The 24944-nt window shown below is 49.6% G+C and carries 19 protein-coding genes; 10 read left to right on the top strand and 9 right to left on the bottom strand.

What is annotated here, in order from left to right:
• The first annotated feature begins 527 nt into the window (after nt 1–527).
• The 4 genes from ACW9SV_RS00930 (at nt 528) to ACW9SV_RS00915 (ending at nt 7763) form a co-directional block, all read left to right on the top strand.
• Nucleotides 528–3245 (top strand): Ig-like domain-containing protein, encoded by a 2718-nt coding sequence (locus tag ACW9SV_RS00930; protein WP_479554855.1) that lies wholly within the window; start codon nt 528–530, stop codon nt 3243–3245.
• Nucleotides 3246–3377: 132 nt separating this feature from the next.
• On the top strand, nt 3378–5093 hold the full coding sequence (gene ggt, locus ACW9SV_RS00925; protein WP_479554854.1) for a gamma-glutamyltransferase: 1716 nt from the start codon (nt 3378–3380) through the stop codon (nt 5091–5093).
• 466 nt (nt 5094–5559) lie between these two features.
• The gene (locus ACW9SV_RS00920; RefSeq protein ID WP_479554853.1) at nt 5560–6465 is read left to right on the top strand and encodes a PorP/SprF family type IX secretion system membrane protein; all 906 of its coding nucleotides are present in this window, start codon (nt 5560–5562) and stop codon (nt 6463–6465) included.
• Nucleotides 6466–6599: 134 nt separating this feature from the next.
• Nucleotides 6600–7763, top strand: a complete 1164-nt coding sequence (locus ACW9SV_RS00915; RefSeq protein WP_479554852.1) for a trans-sulfuration enzyme family protein — start codon at nt 6600–6602, stop codon at nt 7761–7763.
• 83 nt (nt 7764–7846) lie between these two features.
• On the opposite strand, the gene ACW9SV_RS00910 is transcribed toward ACW9SV_RS00915, so the two are convergent.
• A complete protein-coding gene (locus tag ACW9SV_RS00910; RefSeq protein WP_479554851.1) occupies nt 7847–9955 on the bottom strand; it encodes a carboxy terminal-processing peptidase in 2109 nt (702 codons plus the stop codon).
• A gap of 344 nt (nt 9956–10299) precedes the next feature.
• Between ACW9SV_RS00910 and ACW9SV_RS00905 the strand changes: the two genes are divergently transcribed.
• Nucleotides 10300–11139 carry an energy transducer TonB gene (locus ACW9SV_RS00905; RefSeq protein WP_479554850.1) on the top strand — a complete coding sequence of 280 codons (840 nt, stop codon included), beginning with the start codon at nt 10300–10302 and terminating at the stop codon, nt 11137–11139.
• Nucleotides 11140–11329: 190 nt separating this feature from the next.
• Here ACW9SV_RS00905 and ACW9SV_RS00900 read toward each other — a convergent pair whose 3' ends face one another.
• The 3 genes from ACW9SV_RS00900 to ACW9SV_RS00890 form a co-directional block, all read right to left on the bottom strand.
• Nucleotides 11330–11872, bottom strand: a complete 543-nt coding sequence (locus ACW9SV_RS00900; protein ID WP_479554849.1) for a hypothetical protein — start codon at nt 11870–11872, stop codon at nt 11330–11332.
• Between the two features lie 211 nt (nt 11873–12083).
• A complete protein-coding gene (locus ACW9SV_RS00895; RefSeq protein ID WP_479554848.1) occupies nt 12084–13199 on the bottom strand; it encodes a trypsin-like peptidase domain-containing protein in 1116 nt (371 codons plus the stop codon).
• Nucleotides 13200–13248: 49 nt separating this feature from the next.
• Nucleotides 13249–13830 carry an RNA polymerase sigma factor gene (locus tag ACW9SV_RS00890; RefSeq protein ID WP_479554847.1) on the bottom strand — a complete coding sequence of 194 codons (582 nt, stop codon included), beginning with the start codon at nt 13828–13830 and terminating at the stop codon, nt 13249–13251.
• 139 nt (nt 13831–13969) lie between these two features.
• Here ACW9SV_RS00890 and ACW9SV_RS00885 point away from each other — a divergent pair, with 139 nt between their 5' ends.
• Nucleotides 13970–14218, top strand: coding sequence for a hypothetical protein (locus ACW9SV_RS00885; RefSeq protein WP_479554846.1), 249 nt, complete (start codon nt 13970–13972; stop codon nt 14216–14218).
• Between the two features lie 153 nt (nt 14219–14371).
• Here ACW9SV_RS00885 and ACW9SV_RS00880 read toward each other — a convergent pair whose 3' ends face one another.
• A complete protein-coding gene (locus tag ACW9SV_RS00880; RefSeq protein ID WP_479554845.1) occupies nt 14372–15553 on the bottom strand; it encodes a proline dehydrogenase family protein in 1182 nt (393 codons plus the stop codon).
• A 69-nt stretch (nt 15554–15622) separates the two neighbouring features.
• On the opposite strand from ACW9SV_RS00880, the gene ACW9SV_RS00875 reads away from it, so the two are divergent.
• The 4 genes from ACW9SV_RS00875 to ACW9SV_RS00860 all read left to right on the top strand — a co-directional run bounded on the left by ACW9SV_RS00875 (nt 15623) and on the right by ACW9SV_RS00860 (nt 20234).
• Nucleotides 15623–16774, top strand: a complete 1152-nt coding sequence (locus tag ACW9SV_RS00875; protein ID WP_479554844.1) for a chorismate mutase — start codon at nt 15623–15625, stop codon at nt 16772–16774.
• Between the two features lie 253 nt (nt 16775–17027).
• Complete coding sequence (gene aroB, locus ACW9SV_RS00870) at nt 17028–18068, top strand: 3-dehydroquinate synthase (RefSeq protein ID WP_479554843.1); 1041 nt, start codon at nt 17028–17030, stop codon at nt 18066–18068.
• Nucleotides 18065–19306 carry a 3-phosphoshikimate 1-carboxyvinyltransferase gene (locus ACW9SV_RS00865; RefSeq protein ID WP_479554842.1) on the top strand — a complete coding sequence of 414 codons (1242 nt, stop codon included), beginning with the start codon at nt 18065–18067 and terminating at the stop codon, nt 19304–19306. The genes aroB and ACW9SV_RS00865 overlap by 4 nt, the downstream gene beginning before the upstream one ends.
• A 376-nt stretch (nt 19307–19682) precedes the next feature.
• Nucleotides 19683–20234 carry a DUF4142 domain-containing protein gene (locus ACW9SV_RS00860; RefSeq protein WP_479554841.1) on the top strand — a complete coding sequence of 184 codons (552 nt, stop codon included), beginning with the start codon at nt 19683–19685 and terminating at the stop codon, nt 20232–20234.
• A gap of 100 nt (nt 20235–20334) precedes the next feature.
• Here the strand turns inward: ACW9SV_RS00860 and ACW9SV_RS00855 are convergent, their stop codons facing one another.
• The 4 genes from ACW9SV_RS00855 to ACW9SV_RS00840 all read right to left on the bottom strand — a co-directional run bounded on the left by ACW9SV_RS00855 (nt 20335) and on the right by ACW9SV_RS00840 (nt 24901).
• Nucleotides 20335–21084, bottom strand: a complete 750-nt coding sequence (locus ACW9SV_RS00855) for a helical backbone metal receptor (RefSeq protein ID WP_479554840.1) — start codon at nt 21082–21084, stop codon at nt 20335–20337.
• Between the two features lie 159 nt (nt 21085–21243).
• Nucleotides 21244–21789: a GNAT family N-acetyltransferase gene (locus ACW9SV_RS00850; protein WP_479554839.1), complete on the bottom strand. Its 546-nt coding sequence runs from the start codon at nt 21787–21789 to the stop codon at nt 21244–21246.
• 235 nt (nt 21790–22024) lie between these two features.
• On the bottom strand, nt 22025–23095 hold the full coding sequence (locus ACW9SV_RS00845; RefSeq protein ID WP_479554838.1) for a M42 family metallopeptidase: 1071 nt from the start codon (nt 23093–23095) through the stop codon (nt 22025–22027).
• Between the two features lie 192 nt (nt 23096–23287).
• Nucleotides 23288–24901 carry an acyl-CoA carboxylase subunit beta gene (locus tag ACW9SV_RS00840; RefSeq protein ID WP_479554837.1) on the bottom strand — a complete coding sequence of 538 codons (1614 nt, stop codon included), beginning with the start codon at nt 24899–24901 and terminating at the stop codon, nt 23288–23290.
• Between the last annotated feature and the right edge of the window lie 43 nt (nt 24902–24944).

Here is a 24944-nt window from a genome sequence, read left to right as displayed (position 1 = left end):
CTTCTGACCTACTACCTGTTGGATGGACCTTTCAAGAGGTAAATGCAGGAACTGGAACTGGAGCAAACAGCTTATATGCTGTAGGAACCGGGTCATCTACCAGTGGAGATACTTATAGTTTTGGACCTGCTTCCAACACTGACCGAGCGTTGGGTTCTGTTCAATCTGGAGCACTTATTTCTACAATTGGAGCAAACTTTAAGAATACTTCTAATGAAGTTATTACTAGATTAACAATTAGGTATACAGGAGAGGTCTGGAGAGTAGGAAGTGCGAACCGAGTTGATCGTTTAGACTTTCAATATAGCACATCGGCTTCTACTATTTTAACTGGGACGTTTATTGATGTAAACGAGTTAGACTTTTCTACACCCAATGCCTCTTTTTCGGTAACGGGAGCCAAAGATGGAAATGCTAATGCAAATAGAGAAACCATTTCGTATACAATAGAAGGACTTAATATTAACCCAAATCAAGAATTCTGGATTAGATGGCTTGATTCCAATGCATCTGGAGCTGATGACGGATTGGCCATTGATGAGTTTTCGTTAATAGCAAACGAGCAATTGGTGGTGGATGCTACCCCTCCAACCTTGGTTTCTTTTACCCCGGCAAACGCTGCCACCAATGTTTCTACCATCACTGATTTCGTGTTAACTTTCAGCGAGCCGGTAATGGCTGGAACAGGAAGAATAGGACTTACTTCAAATGGAAGCCCTATCTCTAAATCTGCAAGTGACGCCGATGTGGTATACTCAGGTTCAACGGTAACTATCCGGAATACACCTCTTCAGCCAAATACCACTTACACGGCCTTCATTGAGAACACCGCCTTCAAAGACGCAGCCGGTAATTTCTACGCAGGCTTGTCAGGCTCTACCTGGACCTTCACTACAGCAGCAGCCGCTACTCCAGTGTTAACGTCAACAGTTTCTACTCTGGCCTTCCCGGCCTCAGCATTGAGTAAGAGTGTTGTAAGATCATATGATCTGTCTGCTTCTGATTTAACCAGTGACGTTACGGTTACTGTAACGGGACCTTTTGAGATCTCCAAAACGGATGGTGCGTATGCAGCAACCCCTTTGGTGTACACCCAGGCAGAATTAGCCACTGCTCAGAAGGTGTACGTGCGGTTTACGCCTGCCGCCTTGGGCAGTGCCACCGGAACCATCAGCCACACAGCTATCGGTGCCGAAACTGTAACGGTTACCCTGTCTGGCTTAGGTATTGACCCGTATACCCAGAACTTCAATGACCCTGCTTTCTTAACCAACAGCGGCTGGATGCAGGTAAGCGTAACTGGTCCGCAGGTTTGGGCCAGCACCAACTTCGGGCGTGATTGCCTTACCGGTTGTAACGCTTCTACACCAAACAAAGCCGCCCAGATCAATGGTTTTGCCGGCGGAACCAGCGTACCCAACGAAGACTGGTTGATCTCCCCGCAATTAGATCTGACTTCCTTTGCCAACATCCCGGTACTGGAATTCTGGTCTATCTCAGCTTTCGCCGGAAACCAATTGAAACTGGTTTACTCAGCAAACTACACCGGGGCAGGGGATCCGAATGCCGCTACCTGGACCGAAATCCCCGGCGTATTCCCGGCTGCTAACAGCAACTTGTGGACCCTTTCCCAAGGAATTGAACTGCCAAAAACTGCCAAGTATGTTGCCTTTGTGTACACTACCTCTACAGGTGCTTCGCGCTGGACAGTGGATGATTTCAAAATCCAGGACCTGAGCAGCTACCACACTATCCCTACTTTAGCGTTCAGCTTCCCTGAAACTGCTGCCGGAAGCAAGTCTGCTGCGCAGACGTTCAACTTCAGAGCTGTAGGATACGGCGCTATTACGTTAACAGCTTCTGCCGGTTTTGAGCTTTCTGCCGATAACGGAACCACCTTTGCTTCTACCGTAACCATTCCTGAAACAGAAACTGCTCTCGCCGCCGGTAAAACCGTTCAGGTGCGTTTTGCGCCTGCTTCTAAGCAATTGAAGGTAAACGGAACCGTGTCTTTCACCGGCACCGGGTTAGATGTGAGAACGGTTACGCTTACCGGCTCCTCTTACCTTAAATCAGAAACGTTTGATGTGGCTACCTATAACCTGGAGTTCTTCGGAAACGGAACCCAGATTGCCGGCTTCGGGCCAGCTGATGCCGAGCTGCAAAAGACCAACGCCACCACGGTGTTGAGCCGCATGAACCTGGACATCATTGGGGTAGAGGAAATCAGCAACGAAACAGCTTTGCAGGAGGTAATCGCTAACCTTCCGGGCCAGTATGCGAAGCAGATTTCACCGGTTTACTCGTATTCCATCAAACCTAATTCTTCTACAGATCCTTTCCCGGCCCAAAAAATCGGTTTTGTGTACAACACCGCTACCGTAACTCCGGTTGGATTCAGAGTAATGTTTGAAGACCTGTACAGAAAAGCAGTTGCAGGTACCACCACGTTGATTGACGATGATTTCTGGTCATCCGGCAGATTGCCGTACATGGGTACGTTTGACGTAACCGTAGGAGGAATCACCAAGCGCATCAGAGTAATTGACATCCATGCCAAATCTGGTTCTTCCAATACCGATTTCAACCGCCGGGTGGCTGACCTGAATGTGTTGAAGGATTCGCTTGACACGTACTATGCAGACCACAACGTGATTTTGCTAGGCGACTTCAATGACAACGTAGTAGGTTCTATCAACTCTGGAGGGGTTTCTTCTTACAATTCCTTTGTGACCGACGTAGCCGATTACATGACGCTTACTAAAACCTTGGCCGAAAACGGAGGGTTCTCTTTCCCAAGCTCTAGCAGCTTCCTGGATCACATCATCATCTCCAATGAGCTAACCGATGACTACTTGGAGAACTCCACTACCATTGAGGACCCAAGAAGCTATGTGACCAACTACTCTAATACTACTTCAGACCACTTGCCGGTATATGCGCGCTTCGCCTTCACCGCCAATGATCCGTTGGGCACGAAAGAGGATGAGAAAGGTAAATTCAGAGTGTCGCCAAACCCAACTACCGGTGAGGTGATCTTGCAGTTACCTGTAAAAGCGCCTAAAAACAACTTGACCTTGACGGTATATAGCTTACGAGGCGAGGTGGTGCTGCAGGTGTCTGGCCTTGAGCAAACCTTGAACCAGCAGCTTTCTAAAGCCATGTTAACGGCTCCATCCGGAATGTACCTGGTGAAGGTGCAGACGGGTGCCCAGGCTTATCAAACTCGTTTGATCAAAAAATAAGGGATAACCCTTCTACAGAGAGCCTGTCAGGTCCATTCTGGCAGGCTTTTTTTATGCCCAGATATTTCCTTACTTAGGAATTGAGAACAATCCGTTTACCGGCTGATTTCGCAAAACTCCCTTAAAAACAAGATGAAAAGACGCGCCACCTACCTGCACCTGCTTCTGTTGCTTATCTGGCAATTCACCGCCTGTAAACCCTCAGACAAACCCGTTTCTTCCATCAAACCGGAGGTAGGGCCCACTGGCAAAAACGGCATGGTGGTGAGCGCCCATCCAGAGGCTTCCCGCATTGGAGTGGAGATTCTGCAAAAAGGCGGCAATGCCTATGACGCTGCCGTAGCTACTGGGTTTGCCTTGGCGGTGGCATATCCCGTGGCTGGAAATATTGGCGGAGGCGGCTTTCTGGTCTACCGCAAGCAGGACGGGGAGGTAGGCGCCTTAGATTACCGGGAAAAAGCCCCTAAAGCCGCTACCCGCAATATGTATCTTGATGCCCAGGGCAATGTAATCGCAGATGCCAGTACGCTGGGGCATTTGGCTGTGGGCGTGCCGGGCGCAGTAGACGGCATGGTGGCCATTCACCAAAAGCTTGGCAGCCTGCCGTGGGCTCAGGTGGTACAGCCCGCCATTGACCTGGCCCGCAAAGGAGTAATCTTAACTGAACGGGAAGCCAGCATGCTCAACGCCGCCAAACAGAGCTTTGTACAAGCCAATAAATTCACGCCCTCGGTCGTGAGAAGCACTCCCTGGCAAAAAGGAGATGTCTTGCCTTTGCCCGAATTAGCCAGTACCCTGGAGCGTATTCGGGACAAGGGAAGAGCCGGCTTCTACGAAGGAGAAACCGCCGATCTGCTAGTGAAGGAGATGCGCCGGGGGGGAGGAATCATTTCGCACCAAGACCTAAAGGAATACAGATCGGTGTGGCGCCAACCCGTAACAGGCAACTACAGGGGCTATAAGGTAATCTCCATGCCTCCGCCCTCCAGCGGCGGGATTGCGCTGCTGCAGTTGTTGAAAATGGTAGAACCCTATGATCTGCACCAATGGGGATGGCAACAAGCAAATACGGTGCACGTCATGACCGAGGCACAGCGCAGGGTTTACGCTGACCGAGCTACCTACCTGGGCGACCCCGACTTTGTGAAAGTACCTGTCTCCAGCCTGTTAGATTCTGAGTATTTGAAAAGGCGGATGGCAACTCTGGAGATGGAGAGAGCCACGCCTTCCTCTCAGCTGGGAGCGGGTCAATTGTTAGCCAAAGAAAGCGATCAGACCACACATTATTCAATTGTTGACAAATGGGGGAACGCGGCTTCCATCACCACCACCCTGAACGGAGGCTACGGCTCTAGGGTAGTAGTGGAAGGGGCTGGCTTTATCCTTAACAATGAAATGGATGACTTCAGCGCCAAGCCGGGCGTGCCCAATATGTTCGGGTTAATAGGCGGGGAGGCGAACGCCATTGCCCCGGGAAAGCGCATGCTGAGTTCCATGACTCCTACCATCCTGGAGAAAGACGGGGAACTGTTCATGGTGGTGGGCACCCCGGGTGGATCCACCATCATCACCTCCGTGTTCCAGGCCATCCTGAACGTGGTAGATCACCGAATGGGCATGCAACAGGCGGTTGCCTCGCCGCGCTTCCATCACCAATGGCTCCCCGACAGGATTGAAGCGGAGCCTACCGCTATCACCTCTGAAGCTAGGGAAGCGCTTACGAAGAAAGGGCATGCCTTGCAGAACCGTAACCCCTACGGTGCGGTGGATGGTATTTTAAAGTTGAAGGACGGTCGTTGGGAAGGCGGGGCAGACCCCAGGGGAGATGATACCGCTATGGGGTACTAGCTTTTTGCGATTACCACTGGTTTGGTGGGGTTGGAAATCATTGCCCTGCCTTTTGCATTCATCTTTTAAAATAGGCCTAAAACAGATCGCCCTTTCTACCAGGTAGGAAGGGCGATCTGTTTTAGGCCTTCTTCTTGGAGAATAATCCTATTTCAGGAAGTAAGTGATTTCAGCCTCCTTGAAAATTTTATTTAACGGAGATAAAATTTTTTTAAATGATGAAGTTGATGTTTATAAAATATTTTTTCTGAAAACAAGTTCATTCATAGGGGTTTATAAAACTGAGATGTCTATTTTTGTAGACTATATTCCTTAAATCAAATATAGAGGGTTACAATTTGATGAACTTAAATTTTTAGAAGGTAGTTGTCTCTACATTGATTGTAAATACATATATCACAAATTGTATAGTCCGGCCTCTACAAAAGCATTAATCCATTTGAATTTTCCTTTTTAACCTTAGACAATGAATTTAAAGCAGATAGTTGCTTTCGGCCTGCTATTGTTGGCTGCAAGTGTTTCTAAGGCACAGATTACTCCGCAACGCATGGTGATCCCGCGCCTTTATCAGCAGAACTATTTTTACCTGAATCCGGCGTACGCAGGTTCTGAGAGAAGAAAAGAGTTTGGAGTGAACGGACACGTCAATTCTCTTTCCAGAAACGGGTCATCGGCTCCTTTATCTGTGATCGCCCACTACCAAGGCTACATCAATGACTCAAATCCTAATGGCATTGGGGTGTTAGCCGTATATGACCAATTTGGGCCTTACTGGTTAGGGAAACTAGGGTTCACCTATGCCAAACGTTTCCGGTTGGGAGAGCAAAGCAGTTTAGCATTTGGCGCGCAAGTAGCCGCCGAGTACCTGAATGTGGACTTAGCCGAGAAAACCAGGGGCGAGGAAAAGAAAATGGTAGGCCATGACAATGATCTTCGGCCTGATGTGGACGCCGGGGTTTGGCTAAACGTGCGTAATTTCTATGCAGGGGCCACCTTCGCCAGCATTCTGCAGCCTAACTTCAACTTAGTGGGTGACGCTGAGCACGAAGGCATCAGAGAGTTGTTGGTGACTGCCGGTTACAAACTGGCGTTTGCCCCAGAGTTCAGCATCACACCTTCTTTCCTGATGAGCCAACCCTTGAAAGACGGAAAACAGGAATACCAGTTCGGGACGATGGCCAATATCAAGTTCCTGACGGCTGGGGTAAACTACCGCGGTCAGTTTGACAAATCAGCTCCCTGGAACGTGAGCGCGGGGGTGAACATCAAAGACAACGTGCAATTCATCACCTCTTTTGACCTTACCAAAGAAGTAACCGGAGTTGGCAAATCAGATCCGCAGGTAGAGGCTAACTTGCGTATCCGGTTCTAATTAGAACCAAAACTATCCAGGAAGAGGGCTTGCTTTACGGCAAGCCCTCTTCTTTTTTACGGTAACGTACCGGTTTTGGCCGGAACAACTCTTTCAAAAGAGCAGGAGTAGAAGGAGAAACTAATGGCACTTGTATGGACCTCTCCTATATCCTGAATGAACTTGGCGAAGACCGGGCCGCTTACTTCAACGCCGTAGCCCCACCCATTATCCAGACCAGCAACTTCGCGTGCCGCACCATTGACCAGATGCGGTATATGCTGCAGCATGAGACCGAAGTCGATTTCTATACCCGCGGGAATAACCCTACCGTAGACATGCTGGAGAAAAAGATAGCCGCCCTAGAAGGAACCGAACACGCCATTGCCTTTGGCAGTGGGAGTGCGGCCGTTTCCGCTGCCGTGCTTTCCCAGGTAAAGGCGGGCGACCACGTGGTCTGCATCAAAAAGCCGTATACCTGGACCAATAAACTCATGCGCCATTTTCTGCCCCGCTTTGGCGTGGAGGTAACTATGGTAGACGGCACTGATGCCCGTAACTTCGCCCAAGCGAGCAAAGAGAACACCGTACTGTATTACCTGGAAAGCCCCAACTCCTTCACCTTTGAACTTCAGGATATTGCCCAGGTAGCAGCGTATGCCAAGGAGCGCAACATCTGCACCGTCATTGATAACAGCTTTGCGTCTCCTCTGTACCAGAACCCGGCGGCTTTAGGAGTAGACCTGGTGGTGCACTCGGCTACCAAATACATTAGCGGACATAGCGATGTCATGGGAGGGGTGGTGTGTGGAACCCGCGAGCGCATCAACAAGATTTTCGGGGTGGAGTATATGACGCTGGGAGCCGTTTTATCGCCGCACGATGCCTGGTTGCTGCTGCGTGGTTTGCGAACCTTGCCGCTCCGCATGGAGCGGGTCGCGAAGACTACCCGGCAGGTGGTGGCGTACCTGCAGCAGCGCGATGAAGTAGCTGAGATTATCTGGCCTTTTCTGCCTGAGCATCCGCAATACAAACTAGCCAAAAAACAGATGCGCAACAACACGGGGCAATTCACCTTGCGGCTGAACACCGATAACATCAAAGAAGTGGACCGGTTCTGTGACAGCCTGCAGCACTTTCTCATGGCGGCCTCCTGGGGTGGGCACGAGTCGTTGATTTACCCTGCGGCGGCGGCCTACAAGGAGGGGAACTACAGATCTTCCTTGCCCTACACGCTCATCCGGTTTTACATAGGGTTAGAGGACGCGGAGTATCTGATCAGGGACCTGGAACAAGCCTTTGCCAAGATGAAAGGATAAACCGTTTTTAAGGTTGTTTTAAGAAAAGGGCATAAAAAAGGCCGTCACTTTAGCAACGGCCTCTTCTAGAAAGTAAGAACGGATTATAAACCGTCTTTCAGGATAGAAACAGCTTCCTGAATGTATAGGTCTTTCTTGGCATTACGGGTGAACGCCTGGAAACGGGCCGAAGCGGCTGTGTCTCCGTTCAGTTTGCTTAGATCAGCTTTCAAACCAGATACATCCAGTTGAGGGATGTTTTTGCGCAGGTTCTCCAGTTTCTTAGACTCTTCCTGAGTACGGCGCTCTTCGGCTAAGTAAGTGCTTAACTTCAATGAGCGGGTAGAAACCTCGGTTCTGTCTTTCAGGCGCATGGCGCTCTGGTTAATCAAAGAGAACGTTGGGCTGGCAGCAATTCTAGTTTTTGCGGAGGCCTTCAGTTTCTCGATAGAAAAGTTAGGGCTGTTCCAGGTGTTGAACTTAGCCGACTGAATCTCATCAAACGGAAGCGCGTATTCCTGCTCTTTCTCACCGTATTTCAAATACGTGTAGGTATCTGGTAATACGATGTCTGGGGTAACACCACGCAGCTGCACGGTTTTACCGCTGATACGATAGTATTTCTGGGTTGTCAGTTTCAGGTGGCCTAATGGTTTCACCGCGTCAAAAGAGGCTGGTAACACCTGGTCCAGGTCAAAGAACTGCTGCACGGTACCTTTTCCGTAAGTGGAGCTTCCTACAATCACACCACGTTTGTAGTCCTGGATGGCAGCGGCCATGATCTCAGAAGCCGAGGCGCTGTTCTCATTTACCAGTACCACCAACGGACCGCCAAACTGCACCTGCGGATCACGGTCTTCTAACACTGCGGCCGGGCCATTGGCTGATTTTACTTGTACCACTGGACCAGACTTGATGAACAAGCCTACCATGTCCACCACATCCTGCAAAGAACCACCTCCGTTGTTTCTTAAGTCAAGGATAATGCCTTGGGCGTTTTCCTGCTTCAGTTTCTGGATCTCAGCCGCTACGTCTTTTCCGCTGTTACGGCCACCGGCGTTTTTAAAGTCGGCATAGAAGGCTGGCAAATGAATGTACCCTATTGGTTTCTGTCCTTTGATCAAGAGTGATTTGGCATAGCCTTCCTCACGTACCACCACGTCTCTGATGATAGGGATGACTTTCATGGTACCGTCTACCTTTTTCACGTGCAGACGAACTTCGGTGCCTTTCTTCCCTCTGATAAGGGAAACGGCTTTGTCAATGCGCATGCCAGAGATATCTACCGGTTGCTGGGTACCTTGGGCTACTTTCAAGATCACATCACCGGGTTTCAGCTCACCTTGCAGGTAAGAAGGGCTACCAGGAGTGATTTCAGATACTTTGATCACACCGTCTTTTTCCTGCAGCAAGGCACCGATACCTTCTAAACGTCCGGAGAACTCATAATCAAAGTCCTCTTTCTCTTTAGGGGCATAATACTCAGTGTGCGGGTCATAAATGTTGGCAAACGAGTTCAGGTAAGAAGAACGGTAATCTTCGTTCTCCAACTGGCCCATCCGCTTGAACAGGTCATCATAGTTTTCTTTGAGCTTTTTGCGGGCATCGGCCTCAATCTCCGGCATGCTCTTCTTGGTTTCTTTAGAACCTGCTGAGTCGGCTTTCTGCTGGCTGTCAATAGCATCGGCTACCCTAATCAAAGCCTGGTACTTGAGGTATTTGCGCCACTCTTCTTTCAAGGCGGCAGGAGAGGTGGCAAACTTGAGTTTCTCTGGTTTTACCTCAATGGTTTCCTCCTTGTCAAACTCAAATGGTTTTTCCAGAATTTCTTTATAGTAGCCCTCGGCTTCTTTCAAGCGCTTCTGGTAAAGGCTCATGGAAAGGTCAAAGAACTTGAAAGAACCGTTCTTGAATTCATCATCCAGTTGGGTCTGGTAGGCTGCCAGTTGGTCTACGTCTGACTGCAACAAAAACTTTTTGTTATAGTCAAGGCGCTCCAGGTAAAGGTTAAAGGCCTTTTTGGAAAAATTATCGTCTAAACGCTCAGGCGAGTAGTGGGCCGAGCTAAGCCCCTGCATGAGCACCTTGGTAAGCACTTCGTTTTTCTGGTCCCGTGCCGCGCCATCTGTCTCCAGCAGTTTGTAGGAGGCGATACCAAACACCACAGAGGCGGCAGTACCGTACGCGACCAGCTTTTTCTTAAATGAAAACATATTGTATCTCTAAGTAATGTCTGTTAATGTATAAACAAAAGTAGTGCCTGTTTTGCGGGTGCAATACACTTACGTTAAACGTAGGCCAGCGCCAGAAAGGTGTGCACCAGTAGAGTTTATTTGCTAAAGAATTGCAAGTAAGCAGAACGTGGCAGTAGTTGTTCCTTTTGGCCCTGTTTTTTTTAACAAAGCTGCCTTCAGTTTTGTTTCTACTTGATTATCAAATCAGAAAAGAATAGGCAGTTTTCTATATACCTGTTTTCTGGAGCACCAGTGTGGAATTGGGAGGCTAGGCGCATCATGGGAGAAATGATCTCTAACCTACCACCTAAACTAACAACCCCATGGAAACCAACACTACGTACGCCGCCACCTTGGATGACATGATTTTTGAGGGCCGCAACAAAGCTTACGGTGCCTATGTCTTACGAAAACTGTACCACCAGCACATCTCCCAGGCCGCCCTGTTTGCCATTGCCCTTTTCCTGATCGGGTTTTCCCTTCCTGGCTTAGCCGACAAGTTCTTTAAGAAGGCCGCCATTCCACCGGAGTCGTCTAAAAACAATGAGAAAAAAGGGGACTGGATTTCAGTAGATTTACCGGATGTAAAGGAAATCAAAGAAGTAAAACCGGTGGAACCCGCCGCCCCTAAGGCGTCTAGCCCCACCGTGAAAAACGTTTCGCCCAAAGTGGTAGATGATAATCAGAAGGTGACCGAGGAGGTGCCCAATCAAGACCAACTCAAGAACGCTAACTCAGGCTACGAGACTACAGAAAGAGCCGGAGACGGAAACCTGAACAACCCGGAGCCCTCAGGCGGTACAGGGGAAGGAACCGGAACGGGGACAGAGGCTTCCGCTACGTCTTCCCAACCTTTCCTAAGCGTAGAAAACATGCCTGAGTTTGAGGGCGGGTTGGCCAAACTCATGGAGTTTGTAGGCAAAAACATCCGTTACCCCAGAGCAGCACAGGCCAGTGGCATTGAAGGAACCGTGGTGGTTAGTTTTGTCGTAGCCGCCACAGGAGACATCACCGACATTCAGGTGTTGAAAGGCTTGGGCTACGGCACCGAGGAGGAAGCCATCAGGGTCATGAAAAAAGTGCCCCGCTGGAAGCCTGGAAGCCAGAACGGAAGAACGGTTCCCGTGCGCATGACACTGCCTATCCGCTTGGAGTTGAAATAGCTTCTTATAATTTCCCATTTTGAGAGGATCTTTTTGTTTAAAAAGAGCTTCTATTTTAGAGGCTATTTAGTAAAAAGAGGGCCTAAATAAAACAAAACGGAAGGCTTTTCCCTAGATGAATTTACCGCAAATAAAAATGCCCCGACTCACCAAAGAGCCGGGGCATTTCTTTTATAAGTACTTCTACAGATTAACGGTAGATGTGCTCACCACGATTGGTGCGCCACTCGTTCTCAAAGTACTCCGCATCTTCATGCGAGCGTGGAGTAACGCCCATCACAATGTTTCCTTCTTTGATGCCAGACTCGTAAACCTTGGCCCGCTCTTCAGGAATACCAGAACCTACCAAGGCTCCCAGTAAACCACCTGTCAAACCACCGGCTCCGGCTCCGGCCAAACCTGCTGCCAATGGACCTGCAATTACCAATCCAAGGCCTGGAAGCGCGATAGAAGTACCAATTGCAGCAATAGCGCCTACAATGGCCCCTAAAGTACCACCAATGGCAGAACCGGCGCCAGCGCCTTCTAAGGCTTTGCTGCCCAGTTCAGTGTCGTTGTTGTCGCTATCGGAGAAGTGGCGCTTGCGGGCGTCATCGCTCATGATTACGTTGATATCATCTTTGCTATAGCCACGGCTGTGCAGTGAATTATAAGCGCGCTCTGCGCTGTCTCTGTCTCTGAACATACCCGTCATCATGCCGGAAGAATGAGTGTTACCAGTGCGATTTTCCATAGTTCGTTGTTTAATATTAAGTAGATGTAACATAGTGGTAATTGCTAGGCCAGTCGCTAAACCGGCAACTGGCAATTAGATTATGGTAAACGCAAACAATACGTATAAGTTACATCTGCCTGTAAAGCTTAAAGCAAAAACGCCAGCGTTTGGCGCTGGCGTTTTTGCTTTAATTTCAAGAAATAAGCCTTTAAATAAAAGGCGGCAATAGTTAATTGTACACCTTTACCATGTACACAAAATCCTGAAGTTTTTTCAGCTGTTGTGGACGTGGGTTTCCGGCCAGGTTGTTCACTTTAGGTAAAGAAATAGGCTTTGGAAGTCGGTGCTCAGGTAATTGATCCAGCAAAGTCAGCAGGTAGGCAGATTTCACGGCAAAGGCAGCGCCATCTACACCCAGCATCTTTCCGCTGATCACGCCAATCATGTTGCCACGGTCATCCAGAAGCGGTCCGCCGCTGTTACCAGGGTTCAACGGGATGGAAACCTGGTAAGAGGCCGTATCTCCGTACACACCGGATCTAGAACTCAGGGTACCTTCGCCAAACACTACGTCTTCTCTTGGGAAGCCCAGGGTAAATACCCGCTCACCTAATTCACTTTCCTTTTGCTTGAAGGAGTAAGGCAGTTTCCCGAAGCCGGTGAAGGCTGTATCGGTTACCCGAAGCAACGCCAGGTCACGCACCTGGTCTGAGTAGATTTCCTCCACTTTGTACTTGGTGCCGTTCTTGTTCTCAATCATCAGGGAATCGGCGCCTTCAATCACGTGGTAGCTGGTGACAAAATAGCCATCAGACGTGAGCACAAACCCTGTGCCTGAGAACTGCCCCGGGTTTAAGGAGCTGGCCTTTGGGGTAACCGTATTGGTGTTCAAAATGGCATTCTGCTTACGTTTCAGATCTTCTACCTCGCGGCGCAGTTCTACGTAGCGGGCCGTCTGCTGTTTGGTAGCAGAGCGCCACATCTCCATGCCCAGCAAGCTGCTAAATACCGTGACAATAGCCACCGTAGCAGCTACGCCCATCGTGGCGGCATAGCGACGCATAAAGATTTGCATAGGCGTGCGGCGGCGCAAAACTGGGGCAGCAATAGGAGTCTCCTGCTGGGTTTCGGCTTTCCAGGCTTGGTGGTGCTGGTTCAGGCGGTCACGCAGGGATTTCTGGCGCCCATGGTTTTGGAGAGCCCCCGTAAACAGCTCCACCTCCCGTACGCGCTGGGCAAAGACCGGGTCAGAGGCCATGCGTTCCTGCAGCTCGCGGCGCTCTGCAGAAGTCACCTGGTGCTGGTGGTAGCGTTCAATTAATTCAAGTAATTCCCTTTCACTCATATATAGAAATGCATCCTTGCCGGATGTCTGTTTGTACGTTTCCTCTTGCTTAGGAAGGAACCTGATAGTCTAAGAAGAACAGCTTCTTTAGACGCATCAGGCATTTGTATTTCTGGTTCTTGGCCGAGTCCACGTTGGTGTACCCAAACTTGTCGGTGATTTCGGGCATGCCCATGCTTCTAATGTAGAAGTCTTCCAGCAGGGTTTTGCAGGGTTCGCCCAGTTGGGCCAGGGCATTGCCCATGGCTTCAAACTTAAGCTCGTTCTGCTCGGCCTGTTCGGCGTCGGCGTCTACATGGGGCGCTAACTCAGACTCAGTATCTTCAATCATGCCATGACTGAAACGGCTGCTTCTGGACAGCCTCTTTAGCCATAGCCGACGACAAATAGAGTACAGGTAGGTTTTGATCTGGCAGTTCAGTTCCAGCTGGCCAGCTTTTATCTTCTCGTAGAAGACAATAACCGCTTCCTGGAAAATATCCCTGGCATCATCCTCCGTTCCGCTGTTGCTCTTGACAAAGAACAACACCATAGGAAAGTGAAGTTTGTATAACCTACTCAGTGCCGCATCATCGTCTTGAAGAATCCCCTCAATTATGGCCGCATCGGTCACTAGCGCCTTACTAATCATGCTTGTCAATTAATACAGTTTCAATCATTTAGTAACCCACAGAAAAAAAATAAAAAATTTCTGAAAAAGATGGGTTACCTCCCGGGGGGTAGTGGTATAAAGGTTCAAATTAACGCTAAAACCCTTAAAAAAAATCACCATGAAAAAGGTATTTTCTCTTGCCCTAGTTGCTGGTATGTTCGTTTTCGCATCTTGCGAGTCTAAATCTGCTGAAGGAACTGAAGGAACTTCTACTGAAGCTACTTCTACTGACGCTGCTGCCACTGAAGGTGCTGCTACTGACGCAACTACTACTGGTACTACCACTGACACAACTGCTGCTGGTACAACTACTGGTACTACTACAGACACTACTACTACCACTACTGGTACTACAACTGCTCAGTAATTAGTGGTGTGCGCCTGCACACTTCCTGATTAAGAAAAGTTAAAAGCGTCTCTTGCGGTTTGCGTAAGAGACGCTTTTCTTTTTAAGAGGATCATAGAAAAGGGCGTTTGGGGCTAGTTTCATTGAAATTGGCCACAAACGCCCTTTTGCGTATTAGCTGCGCTTACGGCGCTCTAGTTCTTTCTTCACCAAAGAGAACTCACGGCTGCTTTGGCCGGCAATAGCGGTGTTCTCGTCGGCACGGCGCAGAAGGTATGGCATAACAGCCTCTACCGGGCCGTATGGTACATATTTAGCCACATTGTAGCCAGCATGTGCCAGGTTGTAAGACAGGTTGTCACTCATGCCCAGCAACTGCGCAAAGTAAATGCGCTCATCTGACGGCTGAATGTTGAACTCGTCCATCAGTTCCATGAGGTAGTAGCAGCTTTGCTCGTTGTGGGTACCCGCACAGATAGCGATGCGGTCAATATGCTCCACGCAATACCGCAGCGACTCATCGTACAACGCATCGGTGGCTTGCTTGGTAGGGTTAATGGGATTGTTGATACCGCGTTGCTGGGCAATACGGCCTTCTTTCTCCATGTAGGCACCGCGCACCAGTTTACCGCCCAGGTAAAAACCCAGTTTCTTGGCCCGCTCGTAGTCGCGCTTGATCACATCCAGGCGGTCGTGGCGGTACAACTGGTAGGTGTTGTAGACAATGGGGCGCTCTTGGTTGTAGAGTTCCATCATCTCCAGGCAGAGTTGGTCAATGGTTTCCTGCATCCAGCTTTCCTCAGCGTCAATGAAAACCCGCACGCCGCGCTCAAACGCCCGCTGGCAAATGGCTTTCACTCGTGCGCGTACCCGACCAAAGGCAGCTTTTTCGGTTTGGGTCAGTTCCTGCGTGGTCTGCGCCTTGGTCAATAAATCAGAATCGGCAACGCCCGTCACTTTGAACACGCTGAACGGGATGTGGTTGGAGATAGCCGCCATTTCTATGGTAGAGATGATTTCCTGCACCGTGTGGTCAAAGCTGGCCTCATTGCTTTCGCCCTCTACAGAGTAGTCCAGGATGGTGCCGATGCCGGATCTGCCTAGTTTCTCAATGGTGGGTTTGCATTCCTGGATGGTCTCCCCGCCGCAGAACTGTTCAAAAATGCTTTTCTTGATCAGGAACTTGACGGGCAAGTTCCAACTCAGGGCCTTTTTCATAAGTCCACCGCCCATTTTCACCATGGAGTTGTTGTTCATGGCCGCAAACAGGAGATAGGTTTTATAGAGTTCTGCATCAGATTTATCAGCGAATGCAATGGCGGTATCTTCAAAAGAAACTTTTAGTGCAGGAGTCATAGATTAAGTGCTACATTTAAGCTGTACAAAGATAACGTAAAAACGGTTGTTAGTTGTTTTTTAGGTGGTTTGCGAGAAGCACTTCCCAAACGCTACCTGCTACGAGATCAATTGGCCATGGAACGGAAAAAAGAAAACAATTATTTTCATCAGCTAAGCAAGCTGCACCGCAGACCATTGGTAATTGCCGGCCCCTGCAGCGCCGAAACCCGGGAACAGGTTCTGGATACCGCCCATCAATTACGAGCCCAGCACGTGGATATTTTCAGGGCCGGAGTCTGGAAGCCGCGCTCCAAACCGGGCACGTTTGAAGGCGTAGGCCCCGAGGGAATGAAATGGCTGCAGGAGGTACGGCAGGAGTTTGGGATTCCGGTGGCGACGGAAGTGGCCAAGCCCGAACATATTGAAGCCGCCCTGAGGCACAACATTGACGTGCTCTGGATTGGGGCCCGTACCACGGTAAACCCCTTTGCCGTGCAGGAACTGGCCCAGGCTTTAAAAGGAACCAAGGTACCCGTTATGGTTAAGAACCCCGTGAACCCAGACCTTACCCTTTGGGCCGGGGCGGTAGAAAGGCTGTGGGCCGCGGGCATAGAGGATGTGGCGGCCATCCACCGGGGTTTTTCGTCTTATGAAACCACGCAGTACCGTAACTTACCGCTCTGGCAGATTCCCATTCAACTCAAAGGGATGTACCCGTTTCTGCCGGTGGTGGTTGACCCCAGCCACATTGGCGGCAAACCCGATCTGATTCTTCCTATATCCCAGACCGGCCTCGATCTGAATTTTGATGGGGTGATGATTGAAACGCACCCCAATCCGCCTCAAGCCTGGTCTGATGCCGAGCAGCAAATTACCCCTTCAGCCCTAGGCGACATTTTGGCCAAATTGCAAGTGCGCGGGGTGCCCGATGCCGCTTTCCTCAGCCGTACCGAGGAACTCAGGCAGAAAATTGACCGCGCCGACCGTGAGATCATTGAAGCTTTGGCCCGCCGGATGCGGTTGGTGGAACAGATTGGCCAGGACAAAAAGGAAAACAACATTGCCGTGCTACAACCAGACCGCTGGCAAAGCATCTTTGAAACTAGGAAAGAATGGGCGCGCCAGATGCAGGTAAACCCAAGCTTTGCCGCTGAGTTGTACGAGTTAATCCACCTGGAATCCATCAGGCTGCAAACCGAGATTGTGGAGAAAGACAGTGGGCACACTCACCTCCTGTAACATCTGCTTTGTTTAAAGGGTTGTTTTCTGAAAACAGGCTTTAAATCAGTAGTTCAATAATTTCCCTGCCAAAGACTGATTTTTGTTTTGTTGGCGGTACCTTGCAACCGGTCGTGATGAATGGGGGAGAAGTTTGGGGTATTTTTCTGGCCTTTTATTTTGATGCTCCCCAGACATTCGCTTTTTTAGAGAACATTCCCGTTTAGGAGGCTTTTGTAAGAAAACAGCTTCTAAACGCTTTAACAGAAATATAGTGACCGAAGAGATTTTCATAGGCCAGGAAGCCGTAAGGCAACTACAGCAGCTGCTACAGAACAGGGCCTTCAAGAAGACGGTGGTACTGGTGGACGAGAACACGCACCGGCACTGTTACCCGCTTCTGAAACCCTTTTTACCGGAAACCCACCATGTGGTGCAAATCCAGAGCGGCGAGGAGCACAAAAACCTGGCTACCTGCGAGCACGTGTGGCGCGAGATGACCGAGCAAGGGCTTGACCGTTGGAGCCTGGTAGTGAACCTGGGCGGAGGTGTTTTAACCGACCTGGGTGGCTTTTGTGCCAGCCTGTACAAGCGCGGCATCAGGTTTGTGAACGTGCCTACCACCTTGCTTTCGCAGGTAGACGCCAGCGTGGGCGGCAAGACCGGTATCGACTTCATGGGCTTCAAAAACCACATTGGCGTGTTTCAGGAACCCTTGGCTGTGTTGGTGAACCCTGCGTTTTTGCAGACGCTTGATATGCGGCAGGTGAAATCGGGGTATGCCGAGATCATCAAGCACTGGCTGATCATGGACGCCGATAAGTTCCGGGAGCAGCGCTACATTGGCCTGTTCACTGAGGACTGGACCGACCTGATTCAACATTCCATAGACATCAAATCACGGGTAGTCACCGCCGATCCGCTGGAAAACGGGCTGCGCAAGATCCTCAACTTCGGACACACCATAGGGCACGCGGTAGAAAGCTTTTACCTGGAAAAACCGGGTCAGATGCTGTTGCATGGGGAAGCTATTGCGGTAGGGATGATTTGTGAGGCGTGGCTATCGGTGAAGAAAGGCTTGCTGCCGCAGGAAGAACTGGACCAGATAGAAACCTTCATGCTGTCTATTTACGAGAAAGTAACCATACCAGAGGCCGATGTGCAGGCGATCAGCCATCTCTGCCTCCATGATAAAAAGAACGACGGGGCCACCATCAACTGCACCCTATTGCAGAAGATTGGCGAAGCCGTCTATGATCAACCAATCACCCTGCAAGAGGTACAGAGTGCCTTGCGCTATTACCAACTACTATGATTTCAGCTGCTGCCGTGCGCGTATCGCACCCCACGGGCGTGTTGCGCGGACGCGTGACTTTGCCGGCCTCCAAAAGTGAAGCCAACCGCGCCCTCATCATCCGGGCCTTGTCTGGGAAAGATTTCCCCATCCATAACCTGTCAGACGCTAACGACACCCAGCTCCTGAACCGTTTGCTTTCTTCGCCCGCTGGCGAGGAGGTAAGCGCCGAGGATGCCGGTACCGTAATGCGTTTCTTAACCGCTTACTACGCCGCCACCGGCCAACAGCTCACCCTGACCGGAACGCCCCGCATGTGCCAGCGCCCTATTGGCGTATTGGTGGAGGCGCTTCAGAAGCTGGGTGCGCAGATTGAATATGTGGGCCAGGAAGGATATCCACCCTTGAAAATGAAAGGATTTGAATTCTCGGGCACAAACCAATTAACCGTGCGCTCTGACATCAGCAGTCAGTATATCTCGGCCTTGCTGATGATTGCACCCTTGTTGCCGGAAGGTCTGGAGTTAACCTTGGAAGGAAAAATCAGCTCAGAGCCGTACATCAGAATGACCTTGGCGCAGATGGCGCATTTTGGGGTACAGGCTACTTTTGAGGGGCAAAAGATTACGGTAGCCCCACAGGAATACCAAGCCAAAGAGTACACCGTAGAGTCCGACTGGTCTGCAGCGAGTTACTGGTACAGCATCACAGCCTTGGCCAAGGAGGCCGATTTGTTTCTCCCCGCGCTGCGTTCCGATTCTCTGCAGGGAGACAGCGTATTGCCTAGTTTGATGGCTCCCTTTGGTGTACGAACGGAGTTTACCCCCGAGGGCGTGCAGTTAACCAAGCAACCGGTGCAGGAGCCACTAGCGCGCATTGACTTCTTTGCCTGCCCTGACCTGGCGCAAACGATAGCTGCCTTGGCGGCCGGGTTAGGCGTGGAAGTGGAAATGACCGGCCTGGAAAGTCTCCGCATCAAAGAGACTGACCGCATCGCCGCTTTACAAGCTGAGTTGGTAAAACTAGGAGCAGAACTCCGGGAAACGGAGCCAGATATTTTTAAAGTGTTTTTGGTAAACTCGCCTCAAAATGAAGCAAGCATTCATACCTATGAAGACCACCGGATGGCTATGGCCTTTGCTCCATTAGCCTTAAAGCAGCAAGTGGTCATTGAGGAGCCCCGGGTAGTGCGTAAGTCTTACCCTAGGTATTGGGAAGAGCTGCAAAACGCTGGTTTTACCATAGAGGAACTGGCCTGATACTTAGAAAAGTGAAAGAAGGAGCCTTTTGCGTACGCAAAAGGCTCCTTCTTTCTTATATTGATATGAAGTTCGTGTTATTCCCAAGAATATACGAGTTAAGGAAAGTTTAAATGGTTGAAAATTACTGTTTTAGTTGGGTTTCTGTGTTGGGGTTTAAAGGTTGATTTAGGAGGTATTTCCTTGGCGTTTGCTTGTTGTTTAAGAGATGTTTTAACTGAAAGAACTTGTAAATGTTTGGCTTGAAATATAATTATTTTTGATAATATATTGTAAATTATAAGGTATTTACAAGTTGGTTATGAACTTTCCCAACATTTGACCCGTTGGAGCGTTATAATGCATATAACTCAAGAAAGTACTAAACCATACGACTATGAAAAAATTCAATGTTTTGATGCTGGCCTCATCGGTGATGATGGGTAGTATGACATTGGTTTCTTGTAATAAAGTTGATAAAGAAGCCTCAGCCGCCGAAAAGGTAAAAGTAGAGCAGTTCCTCAAGCAAGCCGCTACCAACGATAACTTTCAGTTGATGGCTGGTATGATGGCTGGTGACCAAAGCAAAAGCGGAGACGTAGGAGCACTGGGGCAGAAGATTTACCACGTGCATTCCAGAACAACTCCTGCCTTGGCCGAGATTGCGAAGAAAAAAGACGTAGCCTTGCCCGCAGAGATGGGTACAGAGAAAAAAGCGTTAGTAGATAGTCTGGAGACAAAGAAAGGGGCGGAGTTTGACCAAACCTTCGCCGAAGTAGAAGTAGCGGCCCATGAAGAGGCTATTGCCTTCTATGAGAAAGCAGACAAAGAAGTAACCGACCCAGATGTTCAGTCTTTCATTGATCAGATCTTGCCGGTTTTAAAAGAGCACCTAGCCGAAGCCCAAGAATTGAAAGATGCAGTTGCCCAGGTAGAAAAACCTAGATAAGCGATATAAAAAGCTATAAACAAGAGGCCCTTTGCAGCAACTGCAAAGGGCCTCTTGTTTATAGTAGTACTAAGTTCAAAGGTGAATGTAGCTGATTATTCTATCCAAGTACCTCACTTATTAGTCTCTGAAAATAAGAAGCGGAATGGAGAAGCCGGCTACCGTACCAACTAAACAACTCCCCATCCACCACTCTCACCTGGGCACTGGGGCAGATAGATTGAAACTCCGCGATGTGCTTTTCCTTGAACGGGTAGGGTTCTGAGGAAAGTAGAATCAACTTGGGGTTGGCTTGTTGCAGTTGCTCGGAAGAAACTTCGGGGTACCTGGCCAAATGGCCCAAAACGTTCTGAAATCCACAACGCAAAAGCATGTGGTCTATAAAGTTCTGATTACCTACTCCCATGTAAGGTTTTCGCCAGATGAAATAAGCAGTTGGAATAGGAGGGGCCGCTGGTTGGATTCTAGCAAATTGCTCCTGTAGATTTGATATTACTTCCAGAGCTTGTTTTTCGGTGCCTGTCAGTTGGCCGATGGACTCCATCATCTGTAGTGCATCCTCTAGTGTGAAGATGTCGCTCATCCAAACAGGGTACTTCTTTTCTAAATGTTCAATCCCTTCTTGGTAGTTCTCTTCTTTGTTTCCAATAATCAGGTCAGGCCGGAGTTGGTCAATAGCTTCAAAGTTGAAGTTCTTGGTGCCGCCTACCTTCTGTTTCTGCCGTACCTGTTCCTTTGGGTGGATGCAAAACTTGGTTACGCCAACTATCCTGTCGCCGAGCCCTAGGTGAAACAGCAACTCCGTTTGGGAGGGTACCAAAGACACAATCCGCTGCGGTAGCTGGGGCATAAAAAGCCTGCGGTTCATTTGATCAAGGAAGTGCACTTTTAGGGGTAGATGTTTGGTGAATCTTGTAGGTAGTAAATCTGGGTGAGCATAGCTGACAAGGGTAGGGGCTTTTTGTTTGTTTTCCTGAAAACAAACAAAAAGCGAACGGTACTTTCCTTGTTAACTCCGGTATAGCTTCCTCCATTCATGATCTAGAAGGGCATAGACGTAGGAGTCGCACCAATGGCCTTTGATGAAGATATTCTCCCTGAAATGAGCTTCGCGCCGCATGCCTAATTTCTCCATAATTCGAAAAGAACCAGTGTTTCTGGGGTCACAATCTGCCCACATGCGGTGCAGGTGCAATTCCTCGAAACCGTACTGCATCATGGCGCTGGCGGCTTCGGTAGTATAGCCTTTGTTCCAATAAGTTTGGTTTAGGATATACCATAACACCGCTTCCTCCGCATCATAGTCTACCTTCATTCCTACGCGCCCAATGAGCATCTGGGTGGTCTTTAGCACAATGGCTAGGTCAAATAAGGTTCTGGGCTCTTCCTTGGCTTCCTCCAGGCAATGCAAAATGTACTCACGGCTTTCTTTGCTGGTCCTTACCGGACTGGTTTGGTACCGCATCACCTCCTCGTTAGACTCGTACAGATTAGTGAAATGCCAGTCATCCTCTTTGAATTCGCGCAGAAACAAACGGGAAGTATGTAATTCCATGGCCTTGCAAAACGGTGCTGAAGGTGAAGATAGGCATTAATGGGATTTATACGGATAGCTCACTTAAATTTTGCTGGCGTAAGCACCTTGCTGCTGGTCCCGTTAGCTTCCAAAAACCTGTTTAATGCTCTGTTTTCCTAAATTGCCTTCAAAATGAAAATGCCAGTGCAGGAACAACCTGTACTGGCATTTTCATTAATCGGTCCTATCTGCTATCAAATAGCAGTAGGTGTTTCTATTTCAGGTACCGAAAATCATGACCACTTTGCAGTTGGGTCAGGAAGTTGTAGTACAGTTGAATGATGCTTTGCACGTCATCCTTGTGTACGGTTTCCACGGTAGTGTGCATGTATCTCAAAGGCAGAGAGATCAGTGCGGAGGCTACCCCTTCAGAAGAATACGCAAAGGCATCAGTGTCAGTGCCAGTGGCACGAGTGGCAGCGGCACGTTGGAACGGGATCTCACTTTTCTGGGCTACCTCAATGAGCATGTCCAGCAGGTTGTTCTGTACGGCCGGACCATAGGTGAGAACCGGACCTTTGCCACAATGCAGATCGCCGTTGGTTTTCTTCTCATAGCCCTGTGATTGCGTGTCATGGGTTACGTCTGTGATGACGGCTACGTTTGGTTTGATGCGGTGCGCAATCATCTCGGCGCCACGCAGGCCAATCTCTTCCTGTACGGCGTTTACGATGTATAATCCAAAAGGAAGCTTTGTTCCGTTCTCCTTCAGCATACGAGCCACTTCGGCAATCATGAATCCCCCGATTCTGTTATCCAAAGCACGGCCCACGTAGAACTTGTCGTTCATCACCCAGAACTCGTCATCAAAGGTGACCACGCAGCCTACATGAATGCCCATGTCCTCAACCTCCTGCTTGTTGGCGGCGCCACAGTCCAGAAAGATGGTTTCTACGGTAGGAGCTTTGTCCTGGTCTGGCTTGCGCACATGAATGGCCGGGTACCCGAATACCGCCTTCACCATCCCTTTTCTGGTATGAATGTTCACCCGTTTAGATGGGGCAATCACGGCATCAGAACCCCCGTTCCGTCGCACATAGATGAACCCTTCTGGGGTGATGTAGTTCACAAACCAGGAAATCTCATCGGCGTGCGCCTCAATGACCACCTTGTACTCAGCCTCGGGGTTAATAACCCCTACCACCGTGCCATAGGTATCCACGAAGTACTCGTCTACATATGGTTTGATGTAGTCTAACCACAGTTTCTGACCCGAGGATTCAAAGCCGGTGGGCGCGGAGTTGTTGAGGTAGGTTTGCAGGAACTCAAAGCTTTCTTCTCTCATAGCTTTCTGTTTAAATGGAGCAAAGCACTCTCCAATAGTTGTTTGTCAGTTGAAGTAGTAGATGGCTGCGGTGCTTTGTCATCATCAGCCATGGGCGCAATTGAATATTGAATGTAGTCTGTTGAAAGTACGTCAGTTACCAAAAAGTAGATGTAAAACGGTTTTTTGGTAACCGTTTTACAGGTTGATTTCTTACAACGGAATGTTGCCGTGCTTTTTCTTCGGTAATTGGTCCACCTTGTTCTCCAGCATTTTGAAGGCCTTGATGAGCTTGGCACGGGTCTCAGATGGGTAAATCACCTCATCCACAAAACCGCGGTGGGCCGCTCTGTACGGCGTCGCGAATTTGGCTTGGTACTCGGCTACTTTCTCGGCTAGTTTCGCTTCCGGGTCTTCGGCGGCGGCAATCTCCCGTTTGAAGATGATCTCAGCGGCTCCTTTAGCCCCCATCACGGCAATCTCCCGTTTGAAGATGATCTCAGCGGCTCCTTTAGCCCCCATCACGGCAATCTCAGCCGTAGGCCAGGCATAGTTCAGGTCAGCGCCGATGTGCTTGGAGTTCATCACGTCATAGGCGCCGCCGTAAGCCTTGCGGGTGATAACCGTTACACGGGGCACCGTAGCCTCGCAGAAAGCATACAACAGTTTGGCTCCGTTGGTGATAATGCCCCGCCACTCCTGATCAGTGCCAGGTAAGAAGCCCGGTACGTCTTCCAGTACCAGTAACGGAATGTTGAAAGAATCACAGAAGCGCACGAAACGGGCCGCTTTGGTGCTGGCGTTGATGTCCAGAACTCCGGCCAGTACCGCCGGTTGGTTACCAACAATGCCTATGCTGCGACCTGCCAATCTGGCAAAGCCTACCACAATGTTCTCCCCGAAGTTCTTGTGCACCTCCAAAAAGGAACCGCTGTCAATGATGCCTTCCACCACTTCCCGGATATCATACGGCTGGTTGGGGTTCTCCGGAACAATGGTATTCAGTACTTCACGGGTTTCATCACCGGTTGATTCATACGGCAGGGAAGGAGGAAGCTCTTCGCAGTTCTGCGGCATGTAGCTCAGCAACTGCTTAATATTTTGGATACAAACCACCTCATTGGCGCAGGAGAAATGCGTTACACCGCTTTTGGTGCTATGGGTGCTGGCGCCGCCCAATTCCTCTGAGGTCACGGTCTCATGCGTCACTGTTTTCACCACGTTAGGGCCGGTCACAAACATGTAAGACGTGTCTTCCACCATCAGGATGAAGTCAGTGATGGCTGGGGAGTAAACGGCCCCACCCGCACACGGACCCATAATGCCGGATAGTTGCGGCACAACGCCAGAAGCCAAGGTGTTTTTGTAGAAGATGTCGGCGTAACCACCCAGAGACACCACACCCTCCTGGATACGGGCTCCGCCGGAGTCATTCAGGCCAATAACGGGCGCGCCGTTCTTCATGGCCAGATCCATAATTTTTACAATCTTTTCGGCGTGTGTTTCAGAAAGGGAGCCTCCAAACACCGTGAAGTCTTGCGAAAAGACATATACCAGTCGGCCATTCACGGTGCCGTAGCCGGTTACCACGCCATCGCCCAGGTAGTATTCTTTGTCTAGCCCGAAATCTTTGGAGCGGTGCATCACAAACTTGCCGATCTCTTCAAAAGAGCCTTCGTCTAAGAGAAGGTCAATGCGTTCGCGGGCAGTGAGTTTACCTTTTTTATGTTGAGCATCAATGCGCGCTTGGCCGCCTCCCAAGAGGGCCTCGGCATTTTTGCGGTCTAAAGTCTCAAATTTGCTATTCAGGTTATTTTGGTCTGACATTGAAGCACTTTGATGTTGGTACAAGAAACCAAATTTAGGAAAG

The organism is Rufibacter sp. JT20002 (assembly GCF_056491185.1).
The sequence above is the reverse complement of the archived record's forward strand: the minus strand, read 5'-3'. Positions and strand labels throughout refer to the sequence as shown.

Excerpts from the sequence above, each read along its gene's own strand:
- ACW9SV_RS00880 (WP_479554845.1), bottom strand. The coding sequence starts at position 15,553 with ATGACTCCTGCACTAAAAGTTTCTTTTGAAGATACCGCCATTGCATTC.
- ACW9SV_RS00885 (WP_479554846.1), top strand. The coding sequence starts at position 13,970 with ATGAAAAAGGTATTTTCTCTTGCCCTAGTTGCTGGTATGTTCGTTTTC.
- ACW9SV_RS00905 (WP_479554850.1), top strand. The coding sequence starts at position 10,300 with ATGGAAACCAACACTACGTACGCCGCCACCTTGGATGACATGATTTTT.
- ACW9SV_RS00865 (WP_479554842.1), top strand. The coding sequence starts at position 18,065 with ATGATTTCAGCTGCTGCCGTGCGCGTATCGCACCCCACGGGCGTGTTG.
- ACW9SV_RS00840 (WP_479554837.1), bottom strand. The coding sequence starts at position 24,901 with ATGTCAGACCAAAATAACCTGAATAGCAAATTTGAGACTTTAGACCGC.
- ACW9SV_RS00915 (WP_479554852.1), top strand. The coding sequence starts at position 6,600 with ATGGACCTCTCCTATATCCTGAATGAACTTGGCGAAGACCGGGCCGCT.
- ACW9SV_RS00850 (WP_479554839.1), bottom strand. The coding sequence starts at position 21,789 with ATGGAATTACATACTTCCCGTTTGTTTCTGCGCGAATTCAAAGAGGAT.
- ACW9SV_RS00855 (WP_479554840.1), bottom strand. The coding sequence starts at position 21,084 with ATGCCCCAGCTACCGCAGCGGATTGTGTCTTTGGTACCCTCCCAAACG.
- ACW9SV_RS00920 (WP_479554853.1), top strand. The coding sequence starts at position 5,560 with ATGAATTTAAAGCAGATAGTTGCTTTCGGCCTGCTATTGTTGGCTGCA.
- ggt (WP_479554854.1), top strand. The coding sequence starts at position 3,378 with ATGAAAAGACGCGCCACCTACCTGCACCTGCTTCTGTTGCTTATCTGG.
- ACW9SV_RS00910 (WP_479554851.1), bottom strand. The coding sequence starts at position 9,955 with ATGTTTTCATTTAAGAAAAAGCTGGTCGCGTACGGTACTGCCGCCTCT.
- ACW9SV_RS00845 (WP_479554838.1), bottom strand. The coding sequence starts at position 23,095 with ATGAGAGAAGAAAGCTTTGAGTTCCTGCAAACCTACCTCAACAACTCC.
- ACW9SV_RS00890 (WP_479554847.1), bottom strand. The coding sequence starts at position 13,830 with ATGATTAGTAAGGCGCTAGTGACCGATGCGGCCATAATTGAGGGGATT.
- ACW9SV_RS00900 (WP_479554849.1), bottom strand. The coding sequence starts at position 11,872 with ATGGAAAATCGCACTGGTAACACTCATTCTTCCGGCATGATGACGGGT.
- ACW9SV_RS00860 (WP_479554841.1), top strand. The coding sequence starts at position 19,683 with ATGAAAAAATTCAATGTTTTGATGCTGGCCTCATCGGTGATGATGGGT.
- ACW9SV_RS00895 (WP_479554848.1), bottom strand. The coding sequence starts at position 13,199 with ATGAGTGAAAGGGAATTACTTGAATTAATTGAACGCTACCACCAGCAC.